Source organism: Streptomyces sp. CBMA291, from assembly GCF_014596525.1.
Classification (GTDB): Bacteria; Actinomycetota; Actinomycetes; order Streptomycetales; family Streptomycetaceae; genus Streptomyces.
This window is the reverse complement of sequence record NZ_MSJP01000058.1, coordinates 45,884-69,050: the sequence shown is the minus strand read 5'-3', so window position 1 is coordinate 69,050 and position 23,167 is coordinate 45,884. Positions and strand designations below refer to the sequence as shown.

General features: G+C 72.0%; 18 protein-coding genes. 6 read left to right on the top strand and 12 right to left on the bottom strand.

What is annotated here, in order from left to right; translation table 11 throughout:
- Positions 1-40: 40 nt before the first annotated feature.
- From BU197_RS15445 to folC, 9 genes are all read right to left on the bottom strand, one after another.
- Complete coding sequence (locus tag BU197_RS15445; protein WP_188268862.1) at positions 41-1,558, bottom strand: CYTH and CHAD domain-containing protein; 1,518 nt, start codon at positions 1,556-1,558, stop codon at positions 41-43.
- A 73-nt stretch (positions 1,559-1,631) separates the two neighbouring features.
- Complete coding sequence (gene rodA, locus BU197_RS15440; protein ID WP_188268861.1) at positions 1,632-2,831, bottom strand: rod shape-determining protein RodA; 1,200 nt, start codon at positions 2,829-2,831, stop codon at positions 1,632-1,634.
- A gap of 3 nt (positions 2,832-2,834) precedes the next feature.
- Positions 2,835-5,063: a penicillin-binding protein 2 gene (mrdA, locus tag BU197_RS15435; protein ID WP_188268860.1), complete on the bottom strand. Its 2,229-nt coding sequence runs from the start codon at positions 5,061-5,063 to the stop codon at positions 2,835-2,837.
- Between the two features lie 19 nt (positions 5,064-5,082).
- Positions 5,083-5,751, bottom strand: coding sequence for a rod shape-determining protein MreD (gene mreD, locus BU197_RS15430; RefSeq protein ID WP_188268859.1), 669 nt, complete (start codon positions 5,749-5,751; stop codon positions 5,083-5,085).
- Entirely contained in the window at positions 5,748-6,878 is a 1,131-nt protein-coding gene (mreC, locus tag BU197_RS15425) for a rod shape-determining protein MreC (protein ID WP_317452179.1), read from the bottom strand. The genes mreD and mreC overlap by 4 nt, the downstream gene beginning before the upstream one ends.
- 54 nt (positions 6,879-6,932) lie before the next feature.
- Entirely contained in the window at positions 6,933-7,952 is a 1,020-nt protein-coding gene (locus BU197_RS15420) for a rod shape-determining protein (protein WP_188268858.1), read from the bottom strand.
- Between the two features lie 222 nt (positions 7,953-8,174).
- Positions 8,175-8,588 (bottom strand): nucleoside-diphosphate kinase, encoded by a 414-nt coding sequence (ndk, locus tag BU197_RS15415; protein WP_188268857.1) that lies wholly within the window; start codon positions 8,586-8,588, stop codon positions 8,175-8,177.
- Positions 8,589-8,654: 66 nt separating this feature from the next.
- Positions 8,655-9,020: a DUF4233 domain-containing protein gene (locus BU197_RS15410; RefSeq protein WP_188268856.1), complete on the bottom strand. Its 366-nt coding sequence runs from the start codon at positions 9,018-9,020 to the stop codon at positions 8,655-8,657.
- A 5-nt stretch (positions 9,021-9,025) separates the two neighbouring features.
- Complete coding sequence (gene folC / locus BU197_RS15405; protein WP_188268855.1) at positions 9,026-10,534, bottom strand: bifunctional tetrahydrofolate synthase/dihydrofolate synthase; 1,509 nt, start codon at positions 10,532-10,534, stop codon at positions 9,026-9,028.
- Between the two features lie 111 nt (positions 10,535-10,645).
- Here folC and BU197_RS15400 point away from each other — a divergent pair, with 111 nt between their 5' ends.
- A complete protein-coding gene (locus BU197_RS15400) occupies positions 10,646-11,668 on the top strand; it encodes a rod shape-determining protein (protein WP_188268854.1) in 1,023 nt (340 codons plus the stop codon).
- Between the two features lie 257 nt (positions 11,669-11,925).
- Here the strand turns inward: BU197_RS15400 and BU197_RS15395 are convergent, their stop codons facing one another.
- On the bottom strand, positions 11,926-13,065 hold the full coding sequence (locus tag BU197_RS15395) for a sensor histidine kinase (RefSeq protein ID WP_188268853.1): 1,140 nt from the start codon (positions 13,063-13,065) through the stop codon (positions 11,926-11,928).
- Between the two features lie 101 nt (positions 13,066-13,166).
- Here BU197_RS15395 and BU197_RS31335 point away from each other — a divergent pair, with 101 nt between their 5' ends.
- The 4 genes from BU197_RS31335 (at position 13,167) to BU197_RS15375 (ending at position 17,895) form a co-directional block, all read left to right on the top strand.
- Positions 13,167-14,288, top strand: coding sequence for an ATP-binding protein (locus BU197_RS31335; protein ID WP_188268852.1), 1,122 nt, complete (start codon positions 13,167-13,169; stop codon positions 14,286-14,288).
- The gene (locus BU197_RS15385) at positions 14,285-15,001 is read left to right on the top strand and encodes a response regulator transcription factor (protein WP_188268851.1); all 717 of its coding nucleotides are present in this window, start codon (positions 14,285-14,287) and stop codon (positions 14,999-15,001) included. The genes BU197_RS31335 and BU197_RS15385 overlap by 4 nt, the downstream gene beginning before the upstream one ends.
- A 299-nt stretch (positions 15,002-15,300) precedes the next feature.
- Positions 15,301-16,458: a non-hydrolyzing UDP-N-acetylglucosamine 2-epimerase gene (gene wecB / locus BU197_RS15380; RefSeq protein ID WP_188268850.1), complete on the top strand. Its 1,158-nt coding sequence runs from the start codon at positions 15,301-15,303 to the stop codon at positions 16,456-16,458.
- A 90-nt stretch (positions 16,459-16,548) separates the two neighbouring features.
- Complete coding sequence (locus BU197_RS15375; protein WP_188268849.1) at positions 16,549-17,895, top strand: glycosyltransferase family 2 protein; 1,347 nt, start codon at positions 16,549-16,551, stop codon at positions 17,893-17,895.
- Between the two features lie 103 nt (positions 17,896-17,998).
- Here the strand turns inward: BU197_RS15375 and BU197_RS15370 are convergent, their stop codons facing one another.
- Positions 17,999-20,620: a valine--tRNA ligase gene (locus tag BU197_RS15370; RefSeq protein WP_188268848.1), complete on the bottom strand. Its 2,622-nt coding sequence runs from the start codon at positions 20,618-20,620 to the stop codon at positions 17,999-18,001.
- Positions 20,621-20,759: 139 nt separating this feature from the next.
- Here BU197_RS15370 and BU197_RS15365 point away from each other — a divergent pair, with 139 nt between their 5' ends.
- Positions 20,760-21,767 (top strand): hypothetical protein, encoded by a 1,008-nt coding sequence (locus tag BU197_RS15365; RefSeq protein ID WP_188268847.1) that lies wholly within the window; start codon positions 20,760-20,762, stop codon positions 21,765-21,767.
- A gap of 103 nt (positions 21,768-21,870) precedes the next feature.
- Here the strand turns inward: BU197_RS15365 and clpX are convergent, their stop codons facing one another.
- A complete protein-coding gene (gene clpX / locus BU197_RS15360) occupies positions 21,871-23,154 on the bottom strand; it encodes an ATP-dependent Clp protease ATP-binding subunit ClpX (protein WP_188268846.1) in 1,284 nt (427 codons plus the stop codon).
- Positions 23,155-23,167 lie beyond the last annotated feature (13 nt).

Below are 23,167 nucleotides of genomic sequence, written 5' to 3'. Positions count from 1 at the left end.
GTGAGCTGGCAGGGGGCGACTATCAAGCGTAACCCGGTGCTCAGGGCCTGAAAGCCGCCTCGATCCCGGTGGCCCCGGCGCGGGACCAGACCCGGGGCAGCTCCCGCTCGGCGCGGTCGGCGGCGCTCTCCTCGTGTCCGTGGAGAAGTCCCCAGGTGAAGGAGGGTTCCCCGGCGGCGTCGGCCTCGGCGCCGAGGCCGCGCAGGGCCCGGCGGGCGACGACGGCGTCCTGGTGTTCGCCGAGGAGGGACTGGACGGCCTTGACTCGTTTCGCCATCCGTTTCGCGGGTTTTCCGAGGGCGGGGCGGGCGGCTTCGGCGGCGTAGCGGGTGCGTTTGGCGGCCTTGCGGGCCTCGTGGAGGGCGAGGTCGCGTTCCTTGCCGGGGTCGAGGGCGAGGGCGTGGCCGACCCGCTCGGCGAGGCGGGCGTGGTCTTCGGCGAGGGCGCGGGCGAGGACCTTCGGGGCTTTCCGGTGGGCGGCCTTCCGCAGTGGCGGGTGGGTGTGGAGGGCGGCGAGGGAGTCGAGGAGGGCGAGGTGGCGGGCGGAGTCGAGGGCGGCGAGGACGCGGCGGCGGGCGTCCTGGCGGCCGGTGGCGGCGTGGTGGCGCAGCCGGGCCTTGACGGGGCCCCGGACGAGGGGGCGGGGCAGGGCGGTGACGCGGGCGCGCAGGCGGGCGTCGAGGACTTCCCGGTCGCGGGCGGCGCCGAGTTCGCGGGCGAGCCATCTCAGTTCCCCGGCGAGGTGGTCGGTGACGTCCCGGTCGAGGACCCGGCGGTAGGTGCGGAAGGTGCCGCGCAGGCGTCGGCAGGCGACCCGCATGCGGTGGACGGCGTCGGGCAGGTCGCGGCGGACGGCGGGGTCGAGGGCGACGATCGCGTCGGTCTGTTCGCGGACGTACGCGAGGACGACGGCTCCCGCGGTGCCGGGCGGGCCGGGGGCCGGGGCGGGGGCGGCGGGGGGCCGTCCGGTCTCGGCGAGGGCCCTGGCGAGTTTGGAGGGGGCGGCGGAGGGGCGGATGCCCGCCTTGCGGAGCCGGGTGCCGAGGGCGTCGAGGAGGGCGGGGTCGGTGCCTTCGGCGAGTTCGACCTCGATCTCGGTCCAGTGGGCGGCCGGTCCTTCGGGCAGGCGTTCGGCGTGGACGGTGTCGACGGAGAGTTCGGCGAGCCGGGTGCCGTCGGCGGCGTGGAGCAGGCGGACGTCCCGGGTGGTGCGGAGCCGGACGACGGGGACGGTGGGGGCGCCGCGGAGCCGGGAGCGCAGGAGGGCGGCGAACTCCTCGGGGAGGGTGTCGGCGAGCGGGGCCCCGAGTTCGTCGCGGACGCCGGGGGCGACGGGGAACTTGAGGTGCCAGCCGGCGTCGGGGCCGCCGGTGCGGCGGCGGAGGGTGAGTCCTTCGGCGGCGAGGCGCAGTCCGGGGGTGTCGTGGTAGACGGCGTCGAGTGTCCTGGTGCCCCGGTGGACGACCTCGGCGACTCCCTTGATCCGGGTGAGGTCGGGCAGGGGGGTCCCCGGAGTGGCTTCGTACTTACGCTCGATCTCGCGTGTGGTCTCGGCCATGCTTCGAATCTAGGCCTGCCGGGGGCACCGCGCCGGGTGGAGCCGGGCGGCGCGGTGCCCGAGGGGGGCGATTTCAGGCCGTCATGGGGCGCTGGACGCGGATCGACTGGAGGAGTCCGATCGCGACCCAGACGGCGAACATCGACGAGCCGCCGTAGGAGACGAACGGCAGGGGCAGGCCCGCGACCGGCATGATGCCGAGGGTCATGCCGATGTTCTCGAAGGCCTGGAAGGCGAACCAGGCGATGATGCCCGCGGCGACGACGGTGCCGTACAGCTCGGTGGTCTCGCGGGCGATGCGGCAGGCGCGCCAGAGGACGACGCCGAGGAGGACGAGGATGAGTCCGGCGCCGACGAAGCCGAGTTCCTCGCCCGCGACGGTGAAGACGAAGTCGGTCTGCTGCTCGGGGACGAACTGGCCGGTGGTCTGGGAGCCCTTGAAGAGTCCGGCGCCGAGGAGGCCGCCGGAGCCGATCGCGATGCGGGCCTGGTTGGTGTTGTAGCCGACGCCGGAGGGGTCGAGGTCGGGGTTGGCGAAGGCGGCGAACCGGTTGATCTGGTACTCGTCGAGCATGCCGAGGGCGGTGACGAGGACGGCTCCGGCGACGGCCGCTCCGATGAGTCCGAGGACCCAGCGGTGGGAGGCGCCGGAGGCGAGCAGGACGCCGAGCACGATGACGGCCATGACCATGACCGAGCCGAGGTCGGGCATCAGCATGACGATGCCCATGGGGAGGGCGGCGAGGCCGAGGGCCTTGGCGACGGTGAGGTGGTCGGGGTGGAGCTGGTCGCCCGCGTCGACCTTGGAGGCGAGCAGCATCGCCATGCCCAGGATGATCGTGATCTTGACGAATTCGCTGGGCTGGAGGGAGAAGCCGCCGCCGACGACGATCCACGCGTGGGCGCCGTTGATGGTGGCGCCGAGCGGGGTGAGGACGGCGAGGATCAGCACGATCGAGAGGCCGTAGAGCACGGGGACGGCCCCGCGCAGGGTGCGGTGGCCGAGCCAGACCGTGGCGATCATCAGGGCGACGCCGATGCCGGTGTTGAGCAGGTGCCGGAAGAGGAAGTAGTACGGGTCGCCGTTGTTGAGTTCGGTACGGCCCCGGGTGGCGGACCAGATGAGCAGGGCGCCGATGCCGGAGAGGGCGAGCGCGGAGAGCAGTATCGGCCAGTCGAGGCGGCGGACCACCGAGTCGCGGGCGGCCAGCTTGGCGAGCGTGCCGCGCTCGGGGGCGTACCGGGAGACGGAGAAGCCGTGGGGCGTGGTCATGGTTCAGTCCCTCCGCCAGGCGGCGGGCGGGCCCGCGAGTTCCTGCCCGCCGGGCTTGGTGGGGTCGGCCTTCGGGGTGTCGTCGGGGGCCTTCGGGGGCGCGTCCGGGTCGACCTTCTGGGCCTCGGGGTCGTAGGGCTTGATCCCGGGGGCGTCGATGGAGCCGTCCGTCTCGATCCGGGGCAGGCTGCGCTGCGGCTGGGGCAGCAGGGCCTTCTTGAGGTCCTGGTGGCCCGCGTCGTCGAGTCCGTAGAGCGCGTCGTAGATATTGCGCACGGCGGGTCCCGAGGCGCCGGAGCCGGTGCCGCCCTGGGAGATCGTCATGACGATCGAGTAGTCCTTGGTGTACGTGGCGAACCACGAGGTCGTCTGCTTGCCGTAGACCTCGGCGGTGCCCGTCTTGGCGTGCATCGGGATCTTCTCCTGCGGCCAGCCGCCGAATCGCCAGGCGGCGGTGCCCCGGGTCGCGACTCCCGCGAGGGCCTCCTCTATCAGGACCTGCGTCCGGGCGTCCATGGGGAGCTTGCCGTGGGACTTGGGCGCGATCTCGGTGACCTGCTTGCCGTCGGGGCTGACAACCGCCTTGCCGACGGTCGGGTTCCACAGGGTGCCGCCGTTGGCGATGGCGGCGTAGATGGTGGCCATCTGGATGGGGGTGACGAGAGTGTCGCCCTGGCCGATGGAGTAGTTGACGGAGTCACCGGCGCGCATCAGGTTGCCTTCGAGGCAGTTCTCGTACGAGAGCTGCTCGACGTAGGTCCCGCCGCGCTTGCCGGTGCGGCACCAGTAGTCCTTGTTGGCCGCCCAGAAGTCCTGCTTCCACTTGCGGTCGGGGACGCGTCCGGTGACCTCGTTGGGCAGGTCGATGCCGGTCTCGGCGCCGAGGCCGAACTGATGGGCCGTCTTGTAGAACCAGTCCTTGGCGTCCTTCTTCGGCTTCATGCCGCCGTCCTTCTGCCACTGCTGGTGGGAGAGGGCGTAGTAGACGGTGTCGCAGGAGACTTCGAGGGCCTGGCCGAGGGTGATGCTGCCGTGGCCCTGGGACTCGAAGTTCTTGAAGACCTGGTTGCCGATGGAGTACGAGGACGGGCAGGGGTAGCGCCCGTTGAAGTCGTACCCGGCGTTGACGGCGGCGGTGGTCGGGACGACCTTGAAGATGGAGCCGGGGGCCGCCTGCCCCTGGATGGCCCGGTTGAGGAGCGGGAGGTTGGAGTCCTTGCCGGTGAGGGTCGCGTAGTCCTTGGCGGAGATGCCGCCGACCCAGGCGTTGGGGTCGTAGTCGGGCAGTGAGGCCATGGCGACGATCCGGCCGGTCTTCGTCTCCATGACGACGACGGCGCCCGCGTCGGCCTTGTAGTTCTCGCTGGTGTTCTTGTCGTACGTCTTGCGGGCCTCGACCATGGCGTTGTTCAGCTCCCACTCGGCGACCGCCTGGACGCGGGCGTCGATGGAGGTGACGACGTTGGAGCCGGGCACGGCGGGGTCGCTCTTGGCCTGGCCGATGACCCGGCCGAGGTTGTCGACCTCGTAGCGGGTGACGCCCGCCTTGCCGCGCAGCTGCTTGTCGTAGGTGCGTTCGAGCCCGGAGCGGCCGACCTGGTCGGAGCGGAGGTACGGCGACTCGCTGTTCTTGGCCCGTGCGATCTCCTCGTCCGTGACGGGCGAGAGGTAGCCGAGCACCTGGGAGGTGCGGGCCTTGCCGGGGGCCGGGTAGCGGCGTACGGCGGTGGGCTCGGCGGTGATGCCGGGGAAGTCCTCGGCGCGCTCCCGGATCTGGAGGGCCTGCTGGGTGGTGGCCTCGTCGGTGACCGGGATGGGCTGGTAGGGCGAACCGTTCCAGCAGGGCTTGGGCGTCTTGGCGTCGCAGAGCCGGATCTTGTTGACGACGTCGTCGGGCCGCATGTCGAGGACGCCTGCGAGGCGGGTGAGGACGCCCTTGCCCCGGTCCTTCATCTTCATCAGCTCGGTGCGGGAGGCGGAGACCACGAGCCGGGTCTCGTTGTCGGCGAGCGGGACGCCCCGCGCGTCGAGGAGGGAGCCGCGCACGGCGGGCTGGACGACCTGCTGGACGTGGTTGTTCTTCGCCTCGTCCGTGTACTCCTTGCCGTTGCGGATCTGGAGGTACCAGAGCCGTCCGCCCAGGGTGAGCAGCAGCGAGAAGACGAGGATCTGGATGATGACGAGCCGGATCTGGACCCGGGGGGTCCGCCCTGTCTCGGGGATGTTGCTCATACCGCCGGTGCCCCCTCGGTCACAGTCGCTTGACTCCCTTGATGCGCCCGGCGCGTGAGGCGCGGCCCTTGGCGGCCTTCACGCGCAGTCCGCCGCGCTGGCCGCCGATCCTCAGACCGGTGCCGGAGGAGAGCCAGCCGGAGGCGACGTCGGCGCCGTTGCCGCCGCCCGCGTCGGCGAGCGGATCGTTCTCCGCGCGGCGGGCCAGCGCCATGATGAGCGGCACCGTGAAGGGCGCGAGGAGCAGGTCGTAGAGGGCCGCGGTGAACAGCAGGAAGCCCAGGCCGACATGGCGGGCTGCGGTGTCGCCGACGAGGGCGCCGACACCCGCGTACAGCAGGGTGGAGCCGATGGCCGCGGCGACGACGACGGTCATCGGGCCGGTCGCGGAGGTCAGCCGGCCGTTCTCGGGCCTGGCGAGGCCGACGAGGTAGCCGACGAGGCAGAGCACGAGGGCGTACCGTCCGGCGGCGTGGTCGGCGGGCGGGGCGAGGTCGGCGAGGAGGCCCGCGGCGAAGCCGACGAGGGCGCCGCTGACGTGTCCGTAGACCAGGGCGAGGCCGACGACGGTCAGCAGGACCAGGTCGGGGACGGCGCCGGGGAGCTGGAGCCGGGCCAGGACGGAGACCTGGACGACCATGGCGACGACGATCAGGGTGCCGGAGAGGAGGATGCGGTTGAACTTCACGGTGTCGCGTCCTCCTGGTCCTGCGGGGGCTGCTGGTCCTGCGGGGCCTGCTGATTCCCCGGTGGCTGCTGGTTCGGCTGGGGCTGCGGTGGCTTCTGGTTCCGCGGGTCCGGCTTCGGGGCCCGCGGATCCGGCTTCGGGGCCTGCAGGTCCGGCTTGGCCTGCGGGTCGCCGTCCTGGCCGAGGGGCTGCTCCCCTGCGGTCTGCGGCTGCGCGTTCCCCGGCGGGGTCGCCGTCACCGTGACCGTCACCGTCGGCGCGGGCTTCGGCTTCTGCGGCAGGACCATGTCGCGCGGGTCGGAGCGGGGCGCCTGGACGACCACGCCGACGATGTCGAGCTTGGTGAAGCCGACGTACGGGCGTACGTAGATGTTGCGGGTCAGACCGCCTCCGGCGGGGTCGACGCGGACGACCTCGCCGACCGGGACGCCGGGCACGAACGGCTTGTCGGCGCGCGAGCCGAAGGTGACGAGCCGGTCGCCCGCCTTCACCTTGGCCTTGCCGTTGAGCAGTTGGACGAGCAGCGGCCGGTCGCCCTGCCCGGTGGCGAAGCCGAGTTCGTCGGACTTCTCCATCCGGGTGCCGACGGTGAAGTCGGGGTCGTTGGCCAGGAGGACCGTGGAGGTGGAGGGGCCGACCGTGGTGACCCGGCCGACGAGCCCGGAGCCGTTGAGCACGGTCATGTCCCGGGCGATGCCGTCCCGGGCGCCGACGTCGATGGTGACGGTCCAGGAGAAGCCCTGGGCCGCTCCTATGGCGATGACCTGCGCGCCCTTGATGCCGTACTGTCCGGCGCCTGCCGTCTTGAGCATGGCGTCCAGCTCGCGGATCCGGTTGCGGTTGCGGTCGTCGCTGCCGAGCCGGGCCTTGAGTTCGGCGTTCTCCTTCTCCAGGGCGGCGATGCGGGTGTGCCGCTCGCCGGAGTCCCGTACGGCTCCTATGGCGTTGCCGATGGGGTCGACGGCGGCGGCCACTCCGTTCTCGACGGGCCCGAAGACCGCCGCCGCGGCCTGCCGGGCACCGTCGACGGGTGACTCCTTGCCGCCCCGGATGTCCACCGTGATCAGTGCGAACGCGATGACGATCAGCAGCACCAGGAGCAGACGGCTCTCTCGTGTGTCCCTCACGTGCGGCGGCCGTGCCTTTCCTCGTGGTTCGGTTGTCCTGCCCGGCGGGGTCCGTCAGCGGCGCGGCTGGGCGTCCAGCACCTGCTGGAGGGCCTCGAACTCCTCCACGCACTTGCCGGAGCCGAGGGCCACCGAGTCCAGCGGGTCCTCGGCGATGTGGATGGGCATCCCGGTCTCGCGGCGGAGGCGCTCGTCGAGACCCCGGAGCAGGGCGCCGCCACCGGTGAGAACGATGCCCCGGTCCATGACGTCACCGGAAAGCTCCGGCGGGCACTTGTCGAGGGTGGTCTTCACCGCGTCGACGATCGCGTTGACCGGCTCCTCGATGGCCTTGCGGACCTCGGCGGCGGAGATGACGACGGTCTTGGGGAGCCCGGAGACGAGGTCGCGGCCCCGGATCTCGGTGTGCTCGTCCTGTTCGAGGTCGTACGCCGAACCGATGGTGATCTTGATCTGTTCGGCGGTGCGCTCGCCGAGGAGGAGCGAGTACTCCTTCTTGATGTGCTGGATGATCGCGTTGTCCAGCTCGTCGCCCGCGACCCGGATCGACTGTGCCGTGACGATTCCGCCGAGGGAGATCACGGCGACCTCGGTGGTGCCGCCGCCGATGTCCACGACCATGTTGCCGGTGGCCTCGTGGACCGGGAGGCCCGCACCGATGGCCGCCGCCATGGGCTCCTCGATGATGTGCACCTGACGGGCGCCCGCCTGGGTCGAGGCCTCGATGACGGCACGGCGCTCCACGCCCGTGATGCCGGAGGGCACGCAGACGACGACCCGGGGACGGGCCAGGTAACGCCGCTTGTGGATCTTGAGGATGAAGTAGCGGAGCATCCGCTCGGTGATCTCGAAGTCGGCGATCACGCCGTCCTTCAGGGGACGCACCGCGACGATGTTGCCGGGGGTCCGGCCGATCATCTTCTTCGCCTCGGCACCGACCGCGAGGATGCCACCGGTGTTGGTGTTGATCGCGACGACGGACGGCTCGTTCAGAACGATGCCCCGGCCTCTGACGTACACCAGCGTGTTGGCGGTCCCGAGGTCGACAGCCATGTCACGGCCGATGAACGACATTGAGTTCCCCTTGTTTCCCATGGCTGAGAGTGGTGCGGCGTGGAGTTTTCCATCGTAGTGCCGCCCGCGACGCTGCCGCGCGGTGGTCCGTCCCCTGTACAGGGGACGGAAGGACGCGGCGATCCGTTCCCGGGATCGCGTTTCATATGCCGGGGGGCGACCGAAATTCCTTCGGTCGCCCCACCAGGGTCCTGCGTTCGGCTGACGCCCGGTCAGCAGCGGTCAGACGAGACCGGGGAAGAAGATCTTCAGCTCGCGGAGGGCCGACTCCTCGGAGTCGGAGGCGTGGATCAGGTTCTCCCGGACGATGGTCCCGTAGTCGCCCCGGATCGAGCCCGGCGCGGCGGCGATCGGGTCCGTCGGGCCCGCCAGCTGACGGACGCCCTCGATGACCCGCTCGCCCTCGACGACGAGCGCGACGATCGGGCCCGAGGCCATGAAGCCCATCAGCGGCTCGTAGAAGGGCTTTCCCTTGTGCTCGCCGTAGTGCAGTTCCAGGGTGTCCTGGTCCAGCTCGCGCAGCTCCAGGGCCGCCAGGCTCCAGCCGGCCTTGCGCTCGATACGGCCGATGATCTCGCCGACCAGGCCACGGCGGACGGCGTCGGGCTTGAGCAGGACGAGCGTGCGCTGGCTCACGGGGGAACTCCTTCGGAAAAGCGATGTGCGGGACCTCCGAGGCTACAGGCCCCGGAGGTCCCTCGATTACGCAGCGTCAGGCCCTGCCGAGGCCCCGGCGGCGTGCGACTCGGCCCAGCGGGCCTTGATGTCGTCGATCCGGCGCCCGTAGTGCACCGAGGCCCACCACAGACCGGCGAAGACCGCGCCGAGGAAGAACATCGTCGGGACGAAGAAGCCACTGAGGATCAGGCCGATCTGAAGGGCCCAGCCGAGCTGCACCCCGCCCGGCCGGCCGAGCATCCCGCACAGCAGCACCGAGAGGACCATGGCCACGCCGCAGACCCACCAGACGGTGGAGCCGGACATGCCGTCGTCCTTCATCGCCACCAGACCGGCGAAGCCGATGACGAAGAACTCGCCGATGAGCGTCGAGGAACAGAGCGTACGCATCGGGTTCAGCCCCTTCGCAGCAGCAGCCGGGCATCGCCGACCGTGAAGATCGAACCGGTCACAAGGACGCCCGCGCCGCCGTACTCGGCGTCCTCCTCGGCAAGGGTGATGGCGGCCTCGATGGCGTCGGGCAGCCTCGGCTCGACGACGACCCGGTCCTCGCCGAAGACCTCGACCGCGATCGCGGCGAGCGCGTCCACGTCGGTGGCCCTCGGGGTGGAGTTCGCGGTGATCACGACCTCCGCGAAGATCGGCTCGAAGGCTTCGAGCAGGCCCCGGGCGTCCTTGTCGCCGCTGGTCGACACCACGCCGATGAGCCGGGAGAAGCCGAAGGCCTCGCCGATGCCCTCGGCGGTGGCCCGTGCGCCGTGCGGGTTGTGCGCGGCATCCAGGATCACGGTCGGGGAGGAACGGACGATCTCCAGGCGGCCGGGCGAGGCGACCCGGGCGAAGGCCTGCCGGACGGTGTCCACGTCCAGGGTCCTGACGTGCTGGGCGCCGATCCCGAAGAAGGCCTCGACGGCGGCGAGCGCCACGGCCGCGTTGTGCGCCTGGTAGGCGCCGTGCAGCGGCAGGAAGAGGTTGTCGTACTCGCCGCCGAGCCCGCGCAGGGTGAGCAGCTGCCCGCCGACGGCGACCTCCCGGGAGACGATGCCGAACTCCATGCCCTCGCGGGCCACGGTGGCGTCCGCCCCGACGGCCTTCTTGAGCAGCACCTGCGCCGCGTCCACCGGCTGCTGGGCCAGGATGACGGTCGCGTCCTGCTTGATGATCCCGGCCTTCTCGCCGGCGATCTCGCCGGTCGTGTTCCCGAGCCGGTCGGTGTGGTCGAGGTCGATCGGGGTGACGACGGCGACGGTCCCGTCGATGACGTTGGTCGCGTCCCAGGTGCCGCCCATGCCGACCTCGACGACGGCCACGTCGACCGGGGCGTCGGCGAAGGCCGCGTACGCCATCGCGGTGATGACCTCGAAGAAGGAGAGGCGGTACTCCTCCCGGGCGTCGACCAGCTCCACGTACGGCTTGATGTCCTGGTACGTCTCGATGAAGCGCTCGGCGGAGATCGGGGCGCCGTCGAGGCTGATCCGCTCGGTGATGGTCTGCACGTGCGGCGAGGTGTACCGGCCGGTGCGCAGCTCGAAGGCGCCGAGCAGCGCCTCGATCATGCGGGCCGTGGACGTCTTGCCGTTGGTGCCGGTGATGTGGATCGAGGGGTACGCGCGCTGCGGCTCGCCGAGGACGTCCATCAGGGCGGCGATCCGGGTGACCGAGGGCTCCAGCTTGGTCTCGCCCCAGCGGGTGGACAGTTCGGTCTCGACCTCGCGGAGCGCCCGGTCCAGCTCGGGGTCCTCGGGACGGCTCGGCACGGGGTCGCCCGCCGGCGGTCCGGCCTGGGTGCGCAGGGTGCGGCTGCCGGCCTCGATCACCGCCAGGTCGGGATCGCGATGGGTTTCGGCGTCGACGATGTCGTCGAACGCGTCGGGCGTGTCGGACGGGTCGCGGGGCTCACTCACGGGCCCAGTCTACGGAGCGACCCCGTGACACGAGCGACAGGACCATGGTCCCGTCCGTTTCGGGACCTTCGGGCGGCCGTCGGCCGCCGCGAGGGGGCAAAATTGGCGATCATGGACATAGGGATCGACCTCGGCACGGCCAATACGCTCCTCTACGCGCGCGGGCGGGGCATCGTGCTCAACGAGCCGTCCGTGGTGGCGGTACAGGAGGGCTCCCGGCAGGCGCTCGCGGTCGGCACGGAGGCGAAGGAGACCATCGGGCGCACGCCCGGCTCGATCACCGCCGTCCGGCCGCTGCGGGACGGCGTGATCAGCGACTACGAGGCGGCTGAGGAGATGATCCGGCACTTCGTGCGCAAGGCCGTCCCCGGGCGGCGCAGGCCCCGCACCCGGATGGTGGTGTGCGTGCCCAGCGGGGTGACGCAGGTCGAGCGGCGGGCCATCGTGCACGCCTCGCTCTCGGCGGGTGCCCGCGCGGTCCATCTGATCGAGGAGCCGATGGCGGCGGCGATCGGCGCGGGACTGCCCGTCTCCGACCCGCGCGGCTCGATGGTCGTCGACATCGGCGGCGGTACGACCGAGGTGGCGGTGATCTCGCTCGGCGGGATCGTCACGGCCCAGTCCCTGCGGGTGGGCGGCGACCGGCTCGACGCGGCGATCACCGACTACGTGCGCAAGACGCACTCCCTGTACATCGGCGAGCGGACCGCCGAGGACGTGAAGGTGGCGATCGGTACGGCGTGGCCGGTGCCCGGCGGCGAGGAGGCGGAGCTGCGCACGTTCACCGTGCGGGGCCGGGAGAAGGTCAGCGGGCTGCCGCGCACGGTGGAGCTGACGGTGCCGGAGATCCGGGCGGCGCTCGACGAGCCGATCGAGGCGATCATCGCGGCCGTCCGGGTGACCCTTGAGGAGTGCCCGCCCGAGCTGTCCGGCGACGTCATGGAGCACGGCATCGTGCTGACCGGCGGCGGCGCGCTGCTGCCGGGCCTCGATCTGCGCCTGGCCTCGGCGACCGGCATCCCGGTCTTCGTCGCGGACGACCCCCTGGACTGCGTGGCCCTCGGCTCGGGCCGCTGCGTGGAGGACTTCGACTCGCTCCAGCGGGTGCTGGGGAAGGCGGAGACGGTGCGCTGAGGGGGGCCTCCCGGCGGGGGCTTCGGGTACGGGGCTCCCGGCGGGGGCTTCGGGCTGCGGGGCTCCCGGTGGGGGACTACGCCGGTACGGGGCTCGCGGCGCGGGACTGAGCCGGTACGGGACTCCCGGCCCGGGACCACGCGTACGGGCACTCCCAGTGCGGGACTGCGCGTACGGGCCTCCCAGCGCCGGACTACGCGTACGGGTCTCGCAGTGCGGGGGGGGGGCGGGCTCCCCGTCGGCCCCCGTGTCGTCTCTCAGTGCGGCAGTCCCGTCGGCAGCAGGGCCGTCACCGCGTACGTGTCGCCCTCGCGGCGGGCGTGGAGTGTGCCGCCCATGCTCGTGACCCGTTCCTCCATGGAGAACAGGCCCGTGCCGGTGGAGACGGGCGCCCGGTCCGGCGGGGTCTTCGGCAGGGGGTTGCGGACCTCGGTGCGCAGATGGCGGCCGTCGACGGTGATGGTGACCGCGACCGGCAGGCCGGGGGCGTGCTTGGCCGCGTTCGTCAGGCACTCCTGGACGACCCGGTGCACGGCCGCCTGCCGTAGCGGCGAGAGGGCCTTGGCCCCGGGGGCGATGACCAGGTCCACGGGGCTGCCCATCCGCTCGCTCTCCTCGGCGAGTCCGGTGAGCCCGTCGAGCCCGGGGGTGGCCGCGTCCCGGTCGGCGCGGCGCACGATCGTCTCGTTGAGCATGAGGTGCGCGCGCCGGGCGGTGTCCGCGAGTTCCTCGAAGTCCTGCTGGTGCGCCTCCCCCCTGGCCCGTACGGCGAGGACCTCGGCGCGGACGGCGAGCACGGTCAGTTCGCGGCCGACCAGGTCGTGGACGTCCCGGCCGACGGAGATCCGCTCCTCCTGGACGGCCTGCCGGGCGGCGGCCTCGCGGCGCTGCACCTCCAGGGCGCGGACGAGGTCCTGGCGGTACGCGGCGACGCCGACGCCCGAGGCGAGGACCCCGATCGGGACGACCAGGCTCAGGAAGCCGCTGAGGCTGTCGCCGTGCCGGAGGGACCAGCCGGGCGTCTGGAAGAGGGCATAGGCGACGGCGACGTAGAGCAGGGTCGCGGCGACGGCGGCGCGGCGGCCCCGGTAGCGGCCGAGGGCGTAGAGGGTGAACTGGATCATCGTCAGTTCGTGCAGCCAGGCCATCAGGCCGAGCGCCACGCCGAAGGATATCCAGGGCAGTCGCCGCCGGAGCATCAGCGTCGCCGCGCCGGCCGCCAGGACCAGGCTGGCGGTGACCCCGGTGAGGGAGTTGTCGGCGCGGGCGAGCCCCGGCACGTCGAGCCCCATCAGGCCGAAGGCGCTGAACGCGGCGATCGTGTCGAGCGTCCGGGGGGTGAGCGTCCACCGGTCCACGCAACGGCGGAGCGCGGGGACGGTGGGGAAGCGGAACATCCCCCCATCATCCAGGGCCTTTCGTCCCGACACCGTGAGGCTGAAGTCCTGTCTGCTGTGAGATAGGGCACTTCGTCACCTTTTTTGTTTCACTCGGAGACGTGCGCCACACATCAGCGGAGCGACCGTCCCTCACCGCCGCGCTCCTCGACGCCCTCCCCCAGGCTGCGCTCCTCCTCGACCGGGACCTCCGGGTGGTCAGGGTCAACCGCCGCTTCGCCGCCCTGCTGCGGCTGCCCCCGGGCGTCGACCTCTCCCCCGGCACCCCCCGGGACCGGGTCGTCGGCCATCTCGCGGGGCTGCTCGACCGCCCGGAGGAGCGCCGCAGGCTCCTGGAGGAGAGCGAGACCCACGGCCCGGTCACCCGTACCACCGACTACCACCTGCGCGACGGGCGGACGCTGCGCCGCCGCCGCGCTCCCGTCGGCGACGGCTCGTACGGGCATCTGTGGCTGGTCGAGGACGTGACCCGGGAGACCGAGGCGGAGGAGGGCCTGTACGAGCAGGTGCGCAAGCTGGCGGCGCTCGCCGACGAGCGGGCCGCGTTCGCCGGGCGGGCCCTGCACGAGCTGCGGACCCCGCTCGCCACCGTCCTGAGCTTCGCCGAACTGCTCCTCGACCCCGCCGGGGGCCCGCTCGGCCGGGAGCAGACCTCGTACGTCGAGGCCATCCGGCGCAGTGCCCTGCGGATGCGGGCGGTGGCCGAGCAGCTGCCGGGGACCGCCGCCGGAGGCCCCGTCACGGAGCCCAGGATCGGCCCGGTCCTCGTCCACGAGCTGATCGAACGGGTGGTCCTCGAAGCGCTCCAGCGGGCCGGGGGCGGCGGGCCGTGCGTCGTCGCCGAGTGCCCGCCCACCGGCCCGCCGCTCCTCGCCGACGGGGGCCTGCTCACCGGCGCCCTGGAGGAGCTGCTCGGCAACGCGCTCCGCTTCACCCCGGACGAGGGGCTCGTGGAGGTGATCGGCAGACCCGCCGCCGACCACTGGACGATCGAGGTCGGCGACGACGGGATCGGGGTGCCGCTCGAATACCACGAGGAGATCTTCACGGCGTTCGTCCGGGCCCCCAACGCGCGCCGGGGCGGCTATCCCGGCACCGGTCTCGGTCTGGCGGGCGCCCTCGACACCGTACGGCTGCACGGCGGGACGATCACCGTCCGCGACCGCGAGGGCGGGCCGGGCGCGGTCTTCACCGTACGGCTGCCCGTCACCGGACGCCCATGACCGGAATCCTGGTCGTCGAGGACGACCCCGATCTGGCCCTCGCGCTGCGGGTCCTGCTCACCCGGCGCGGCTACGAGGTCTCCGTCGCGGGCGACGGACGCGAGGCGCTGCGGCTGCTCTTCGCCCTGCGGCCCGCCCTGATGCTGCTCGATCTGCTGCTGCCCGCCCTGGACGGCTGGGAGGTGCTCGACCGCACCCGGGACATGAGCGATCTGCCGGTCCTGGTCCTCTCGGGCCTCGGCGGGGTCGACGACCGGGTGCGGGCACTGCGCTCGGGCGCCGACGACTATCTGGTCAAGCCCTTCGACCACGCGGAGCTGCTGGCCCGGATCGAGGCGCTGCTGCGCAGGTCGGGGCCCCGGCAGTGGGCGGGTGAGACGGTGGAGGAGGATCTGCGGCTCGTCCCGGAGCGGCGGGCGGCGCTCTGGCAGGGCAGCGAGATCCGGCTGAGCGACATCGAGTACCGGCTGCTCCGGCTCCTGGTGCGCAACCGGGGCCGGGTGGTCACCACGGAGCAGCTTCTCGACCAGGTCTGGGACGACACCACCGCGATCGGCCGGGACCGGGTGAAGTTCGCGGTGCTCCGCCTCCGCCGCAAGCTGCGCACGGCCGGGGGCCCCGGCTCCCGCGACCCCCTGGAGTCGGTCCGGGGCCTCGGCTACCGCTACGAGAGCACGGCCCGACCGTCGGCAGGACAGGCCGACTCCCCGTAACCGCCCTCTCCGGCCGCGCCCCGCCGTCCCCGCCCCCGCTCTCCGCCGTCCCCGCCCCCGCTCTCCCCGCCCGCCCCGGGCCGGGCCGGGCCTAAAGTCCCAGGCCACCGGTACGGAAGGCCCCCCGCCGCAGCCCCGCCCCCCTTCCCCCCGGGCGCCCCGCTCACGCCACGCGCCCGCCCCGCGCCCGCCCCCGCCCCCGCCCCGTGGCGAAGACGACAGCCCCTCGCGCCGAAGGCAACCGTCCCGCAACCGTGCGCCACCGCAGTGCGCGACCGACGCCCGGCAGCGTCAAGGGCATGAAGACCCTTCCCGCCCGTAGCGTCGCCGTCGTCCTCGGCACCCGTCCCGAGCTGGTGAAGCTCGCCGAGCTGATCCGGGCCCTCGGTCCGGCCGCCCGGGTCGTGCACACCGGCCAGCACTACGACGAGGCGCTCTCCGGTGCCTTCCTGGCCGAGCTGGGACTGCCCGAGCCCGAGTATCTGACGGGGGTCGGCGGCCGGCCGCGCGCCGTACAGGTGGCCGCCGCCCTCGCCGGGCTCGACGAGCTGTTCGCCGCCGAACCGCCGCTCGCCGTCGTCGTCCAGGGCGACACCAACGCGGCTCTCGCGGGCGCGCTCGCCGCCAACGCCCGCGCCCTGCCGCTCGTCCACGTCGAAGCGGGGCTCCGCAGCCACGACCGGGCGATGCCCGAGGAGCACAACCGGGTCCTCATCGACCGGCTCGCCGACGTCCTGTGCGCGGCGACCCCCGACAACCGCGCCCTGCTCCTCGCCGAGGGCATCGCGGACGAGCGGATCGCCGTCACCGGCAACACCGTCGTCGAAGCCGTCCAGGACCACCTTCCGCCGCCGGAGGAGCGCGCCCGGCTGCTCGCCGTCAGCGGTCTGGTCCCCGACGGCTACGTCCTGGCGACCGTCCACCGCCCCGAGAACACCGACGACCCGGCCGCCCTCGCCGCCGTGCTGGAGGAGCTGGCCGGGCTCGCCCGCGAACTGCCGGTCGTCCTCCCCCTCCACCCCCGCACCCGCGCCCGCGCGGAGAGCGCCGGTCTCGCGCACCTCCTCGACGGGCTGACCGTGCTGCCCCCGGCCGGTTACGGCACCTTCCTCGCCCTGGCCCGGCACGCGGCCCTCATCGTCTCCGACTCCGGCGGCATCCAGGAGGAGACGACCGTCCTCGGCCGCCCGCTGGTCGTGGTCCGCCGCTCCACCGAGCGCCCCGAGTCGCTCGCCGACTTCGCCGATCTGGTGCCGCCCGGCCCCGGCATCGGCACGGCGGCCCGCCGCCGGCTCGCCGAGGGCAGGCCGGGACTGCGCCGTCTGGGCACCCTCCCCAGCCCCTACGGCGACGGCACCGCCTCGCACCGGATCGCCGGCCTGCTCCGTGACCTCGTCACCGAGCGGGGCGCGGAGCAGGCGACGCTCCCGGCCCCCGGCCACGCCACCGCGGCCTGACCGAGGCCCCTCCCGACACCCCACGCGTAAAGCCTCACAGAACCCCGTGCACCCCCGTCGAACTTCACGAGCACCCGCGAAAACCCCACGATGAGCCTCTCCCTCTTCCTGTACGTCTTCCCCTTCCTCCTCCTCGCCGGATTCCTCGTCTACTGGGCCGGGTCCCGGCACGCGTACGCGCGGCGCCGTCCCTCGGAGCCCGGCGACCCGGCCGTGTTCGACTGGCATTTCCTCGTTCCCTGCCGGGACGAGGAGGCCGTCATCGCGACGACCGTCACCCGGCTGCGCGGCGGCTTCCCCGAGGGGCACGTCTGGGTCATCGACGACGCGAGCGACGACCTCACCGCGCCGATCGTCCGCGCGCTCGCCGAGCGCGACCCGCTGGTCCATCTCGTCTCGCGCCGCCGCCCCGACGCCCGGATCGGCAAGGGCGCCGCGCTCAACGCGGCCTACGCGGCCCTGAACGGGCACCTGGACCCGGCGGCGGACCGGTCCCGGGTGATCGTCTGCGTCGTCGACGCCGACGGGCAGCTCTCCCCCGGCGCCCTCGCCCGGGTCAGCGGGCCCGAGGCCTTCGGCGACCCGGAGACGGGCGGGGTGCAGATCGGGGTCCGGATGCGGAACGTCGAGGACGAGCGCCCGCTCGATCACGGCGGCCGGATCGCCAACGCGTACGCGCGGCTGCTCATCCGTATGCAGGACGCCGAGTTCGCCGTCTCCAACACCGGCATGCAGCTGCTGCGCCGCCGTACCGGCTCGGTCGGTCTCGGCGGGAACGGGCAGTTCACCCGGCTGACCGCACTCGACCGGATCGCCGCCGCCGAGCGCCGCCCCTGGCAGCAGGACGCCCTCCTGGAGGACTACGAGCTGGGCCTGCATATGCGCCTGGCCGGATACCGCCTCACCCATGTGGCGGACACCTGGGTCACCCAGGAGGCGCTGCCGTACACCCGCCGCTTCCTCACCCAGCGCACCCGCTGGGCGCAGGGGAACATCCAGTGCGTGCGGTACGCGGGGCGGATCGTCGGCTCCCGGCACTACCGGGCCGGGGGCGTCCTGGAGTCGCTGTACACCTTCTTCCAGCCGATCGCCCACCTCGCGACCCTGCTCCTGACGCTGTTCATGCTGCTCGCGCTCGTCCTCGGCGGCGGCGCTGCCGAAGTGCTGCTCTCCGCCTGGCCGCTGGCGCTCGCGCTCGGTCTTGCGTCGGTCGTGCCGTTCCTGCTGTGGGGGCCGGTCTACCGGCGCGAGTTCGCCCCCGACCGCTCCCGGGTCAAGGGGCTGCTGTGGGGCTTCGCACTCTGGCTGTACGCGTACCACCTGTTCATCGTCTCGGCCCGGGGCTTCGTGCGCCTGGTCCGGGGCAGGACCGGCTGGGCGAAGACCCGCCGCAACGCCGAGACGGCGGGCGTGGGCCCGGTCGCCACGGAGTCCTGAGACGACCTGCCCCGGCAGGGGTACGGCGAAGGGCCCGGAACCGTAACGGTGGTTCCGGGCCCTTCCCCTATGCCCTGGCGGCTGCGCCCCGGGCCCGTCCGCGTCAGGCCTGCGGAAGCCGGTCCAGCTGGGTCCGGATGCGGGTGATGTCCTCGTCCGCCTTGGCGAGGCGGCCCTTGATCTTGTCCACGACGTTGTCGGGGGCCTTCGCGAGGAAGGCCTCGTTGCCGAGCTTGGCCTCGGCCTGGGCCTTCTCCTTCTCGGCCGCCGCGAGGTCCTTCGCCAGACGCTTGCGCTCGGCGGCCACGTCGATGGTGCCCGACAGGTCGAGCGCGACCGTGCAGCCCGCGACCGGCAGGGAGGCGGTGGCGGCGAAGCCCTCGCCCTCCGGCTGGAGCCGCAGGATCTGCCGGATGGCGGCCTCGTGCGGGGCCAGCTCCGTACCGCTCAGGTCGAGGCGGGCCGGGACCTTCTGGCCGTCGTTGAGCCCCTGGTCCTTGCGGAACCGGCGGACCTCGGTGACGACCCGCTGGACCAGCTCGATCTCGCGCTCGGCGGCCTCGTCGCGGAAGCCCGAGTCCTTCGGCCAGTCGGCGATCACCAGCGACTCGCCGCCGGTGAGGGTGGTCCACAGGGTGTCGGTGACGAACGGGACGATCGGGTGCAGCAGCCGCAGCATGACGTCCAGGACCTCGCCGAGGACCCGGCCGGAGACCTTGGCGCCCTCGCCGCCCGCGAAGAACGTGGTCTTCGACAGCTCGACGTACCAGGCGAAGACCTCGTCCCACGCGAAGTGGTAGAGCGCCTCGCTCAACTTCGCGAACTGGTAGTCCTCGTAGTACGCGTCGACCTGCGCGACCGTCTCGTTCAGCCGGGACAGGATCCAGCGGTCCGTCGCCGACAGCTCGGAGGCGTCCGGCAGCGGGCCCTCGATCGTGGCGCCGTTCATCATCGCGAAGCGGGTCGCGTTCCAGATCTTGTTGGCGAAGTTCCGGGACGCCTGGACCCAGTCCTCGCCGATCGGGACGTCGACGCCCGGGTTGGCGCCCTTGGCCAGGGTGAAGCGCAGGGCGTCGGAGCCGTACTTGTCCATCCAGTCCAGCGGGTTGACCGTGTTCCCGAACGACTTCGACATCTTCTTGCCGAACTCGTCGCGGACCATGCCGTGGAACGCGATGGTGCGGAACGGCGGCTGGCCGTCCATCGCGTACAGACCGAACATCATCATCCGGGCGACCCAGAAGAACATGAGGTCGTAACCGGTGACCACGACGGAGTTCGGGTAGAACTTCTCCAGCTCCGGCGTCCGCTCGGGCCAGCCCATCGTCGAGAACGGCCACAGGCCGGACGAGAACCAGGTGTCGAGGACGTCGGTGTCCTGCGTCCAGCCCTCGCCCGCGGGCGGCTGCTCGTCCGGGCCGACGCAGACCAGCTCGCCGTTCGGGCCGTGCCAGACGGGGATGCGGTGGCCCCACCACAGCTGGCGCGAGATGCACCAGTCGTTGAGGTTGTCGACCCAGTCGAAGTAGCGCTGCGACATGTCGGCCGGGTGGATGTCGACCCGGCCGTCGCGGACGGCGTCACCGGCGGCCTTGGCGAGGGTCTCGACCTTGACCCACCACTGCATCGACAGACGGGGCTCCAGCGTCGTCTTGCAGCGGGAGCAGTGGCCGACGGAGTGGACGTACGGGCGCTTCTCGGCGACGATCCGGCCCTCGGCGCGCAGGGCGGCGACGATCGCGGAGCGCGCCTCGAAGCGGTCCAGGCCCTGGAAGGGGCCGTGGACGGTGATCACACCGCGCTCGTCGAGGACCTCGATGGTCTCCAGGTCGTGGCGCTGGCCGATGGCGAAGTCGTTCGGGTCGTGCGCCGGGGTCACCTTGACGGCGCCGGTGCCGAACTCCGGGTCGACGTGCGTGTCGGCGACGACCGGGATCGTACGGTCGGTCAGCGGCAGCTTGATCCGCTTGCCGACCAGGTGGGCGTAGCGCTCGTCGTCGGGGTGGACGGCGACGGCCGTGTCGCCCAGCATCGTCTCGGCGCGGGTCGTGGCGACGACGATGGTCTCGTCGCCCTCGCCGTACTGCATGGAGACGAGCTCGCCGTCGTCGTCCTGGTAGTCGACCTCGATGTCGGAGATGGCCGTCAGACAGCGCGGGCACCAGTTGATGATGCGCTCGGCGCGGTAGATCAGGCCGTCGTCGAACATCTTCTTGAAGACGGTCTGGACGGCACGGGACAGGCCCTCGTCCATGGTGAAGCGGTCCCGGCTCCAGGCCAGGCCCTCGCCGAGGCGCCGCATCTGGCCGGCGATCTGACCGCCGGACTCGGCCTTCCACTCCCAGACGCGCTCGACGAAGGCCTCGCGGCCCAGGTCGTGCCGGGACTTGCCCTCCTTGGCGAGTTCACGCTCGACGACGTTCTGGGTGGCGATACCGGCGTGGTCCATGCCCGGCTGCCAGAGCGTCTCGAAGCCCTGCATGCGCTTGCGGCGGGTGAGGGCGTCGATCAGCGTGTGCTCGAAGGCGTGGCCCAGGTGGAGGGAGCCGGTGACGTTCGGCGGCGGGATCACGATGGTGTACGCGGGCTTCTCGCTCTTCGCGTCCACCTCGAAGTACCCGCGCTCCACCCAGCGCTCGTACAACGGCCCCTCTACCTCGGCCGGCGCGTACTGGGTCGGCAGTTCGGTGGTGGGCGCTGTCTGCTGCTGAGTGTTCTCGGTCACGGGCCCAGTTTAGAGGTGTCACCGCACGGACCTGAAACTCGATTGTTCGGTAACGGTGTGGCGCCCCGCCGCGACGCGAGGGACTGGATTCCGCCAGGATGTTCGACAGGCATAAACATCCTGTGAGGGGAACCTGTCGATGAGCAACAACCAGCCGGGCCCGTACGGCGGCCAGCCGCACCAGCAGCCCGGCCCCTACGGCCAGCCGGGCCCGTACGGCCAGCCGCAGCCCGGCCCCTACGGGGGTCAGCCGCAGGCCCCCCAGCCGGGATACGGGTACCCCCAGCAGGCCCCCCAGGGCGTCCCGCCGCAGCAGCCCGGCTACGGCTACCCGCCCCAGCAGCAGCCTGGGCCGTACGGCCAGCAGCCCGGCCCGTACGGGCAGCCGCCGCAGCAGCCCGGCCCCTACGCTCAGCAGCCCCCGTACGGCGCCCCGCAGGGCGGCCCTGGCGGCTTCCCGCCGCCGCCTGCCCCGAAGAAGTCCAAGGCAGGCTGGATCATCGGCGGGATCGCGATCGTCGCCGCGCTCGGCGTGGGGGCGTACTTCGTGCTGGGCGGGGGCGGCGGCTCCTCGGTCGCGGACGACGGCCCGCACAAGCTGATCACCCCGGAGACGGTCCTCGGCGAGTACAAGAAGGCGCCCGGCACCGAGAAGTCCACCGAGAAGGAGTCCCTGAAGGAGGCCGAGAAGAACGGCGTCAAGAACGCCAAGGAGGTCTCCGGCACCTACCAGACGGGGAACGCGGAGAACCCGCTGGCGAGCAAGATGATCCAGTTCAACGGCCTCTACGGCGAGATCGACGACCCGGAGAAGGTCGTGGACGCCCTCTTCGCCTCCTCCAAGGCCGAGGCCGAGAAGCAGAAGAGCGACCCCGATTCGGGCGAACTGATCGGCAGCCCGCAGGCGTACAAGCCCGAGGGGCTCGACGGCGCCGTCCTGAAGTGCCAGCAGCTCAAGACGAAGGCCGACACCTCGGCGGGCATGCCCGCGACGACCATGACGATGTGCGTGTGGGCCGACCACAGCACGGTCGCCCTGGTCGTCCCGATCGACACCGCCTCGCTGCTCGCGGGCAAGGCCACCCCGCCGGAGGAGGCGGCCGCGCTCGCCGCGAAGCTCCGCAAGGAAGTCCGCGTCAAGATCTGACGGCCCCGCGCCTGCGGCCCCGCGCATGACGAAGGGGGCGCTCCGCCGGTCGGCGGGGCGCCCCCTCTCGTGTACGTGCGTACGGGCCGGACGGCCGTGCGGCTCAGGCCGACTTCTCGTGCCTGCCGTCGTTCTTCACGATCCGCGGGACCAGCGTCGGGTTGACGTTGTCACGGACGACGTCCGCCGTGATGACGACCCGGGCCACGTCCTTGCGGGACGGGACCTCGTACATCACCGACTGGAGGACCTCCTCCATGATGGCGCGCAGGCCACGCGCGCCGGTGCCGCGCAGGATCGCCTGGTCGGCGATGGCCTCCAGGGCCGGGCGGTCGAAGTCCAGCTCCACACCGTCGAGTTCGAAGAGGCGTTGGTACTGCTTCACCAGCGCGTTGCGCGGCTCGACGAGGATCTGGAGGAGCGCCTCGCGGTCCAGGTTGTGGACCGAGGTGATCACGGGGAGGCGGCCGATGAACTCGGGGATCATCCCGAACTTCACCAGGTCCTCCGGCATGACCTCCTGGAACTGGTTGCTCGCCTCGATCTCGCGCTTGGAGCGGATGGTCGCCCCGAAACCGATGCCCTTGGCGCCCGCCCGCGACTCGATGATCTTCTCAAGGCCGGCGAAGGCGCCGCCCACGATGAAGAGCACGTTCGTCGTGTCGATCTGGATGAACTCCTGGTGCGGGTGCTTCCGTCCGCCCTGCGGCGGCACGGAGGCGGTGGTGCCCTCCAGGATCTTCAGCAGGGCCTGCTGCACGCCCTCGCCCGAGACGTCGCGCGTGATCGACGGGTTCTCGCTCTTGCGGGCGACCTTGTCGATCTCGTCGATGTAGATGATCCCGGTCTCGGCCTTCTTGACGTCGTAGTCGGCCGCCTGGATCAGCTTCAGCAGGATGTTCTCGACGTCCTCGCCGACATAGCCGGCCTCCGTCAGCGCCGTCGCGTCGGCGATGGCGAACGGGACGTTGAGCATCCGGGCCAGGGTCTGCGCGAGGAGCGTCTTGCCCGAGCCCGTGGGGCCGAGCAGCAGAATGTTGGACTTGGCCAGCTCGATGGCGTCGTCCCGGCCCTGCGCGCCGCCGTTCTCCCCGGCCTGGACGCGCTTGTAGTGGTTGTACACCGCGACCGAGAGGGCCTTCTTCGCGGGCTCCTGCCCGACGACGTACCCCTCAAGGAACTCGTAGATCTCACGAGGCTTGGGAAGTTCCTCCCAGCGCACCTCGCTCGTCTCCGCGAGTTCCTCCTCGATGATCTCGTTGCAGAGGTCGATGCACTCGTCGCAGATGTACACACCGGGTCCCGCGATGAGCTTCTTCACCTGCTTCTGGCTCTTTCCGCAGAACGAGCACTTGAGCAGATCGCCGCCATCACCGATGCGTGCCACGAGGTGCTTCCCC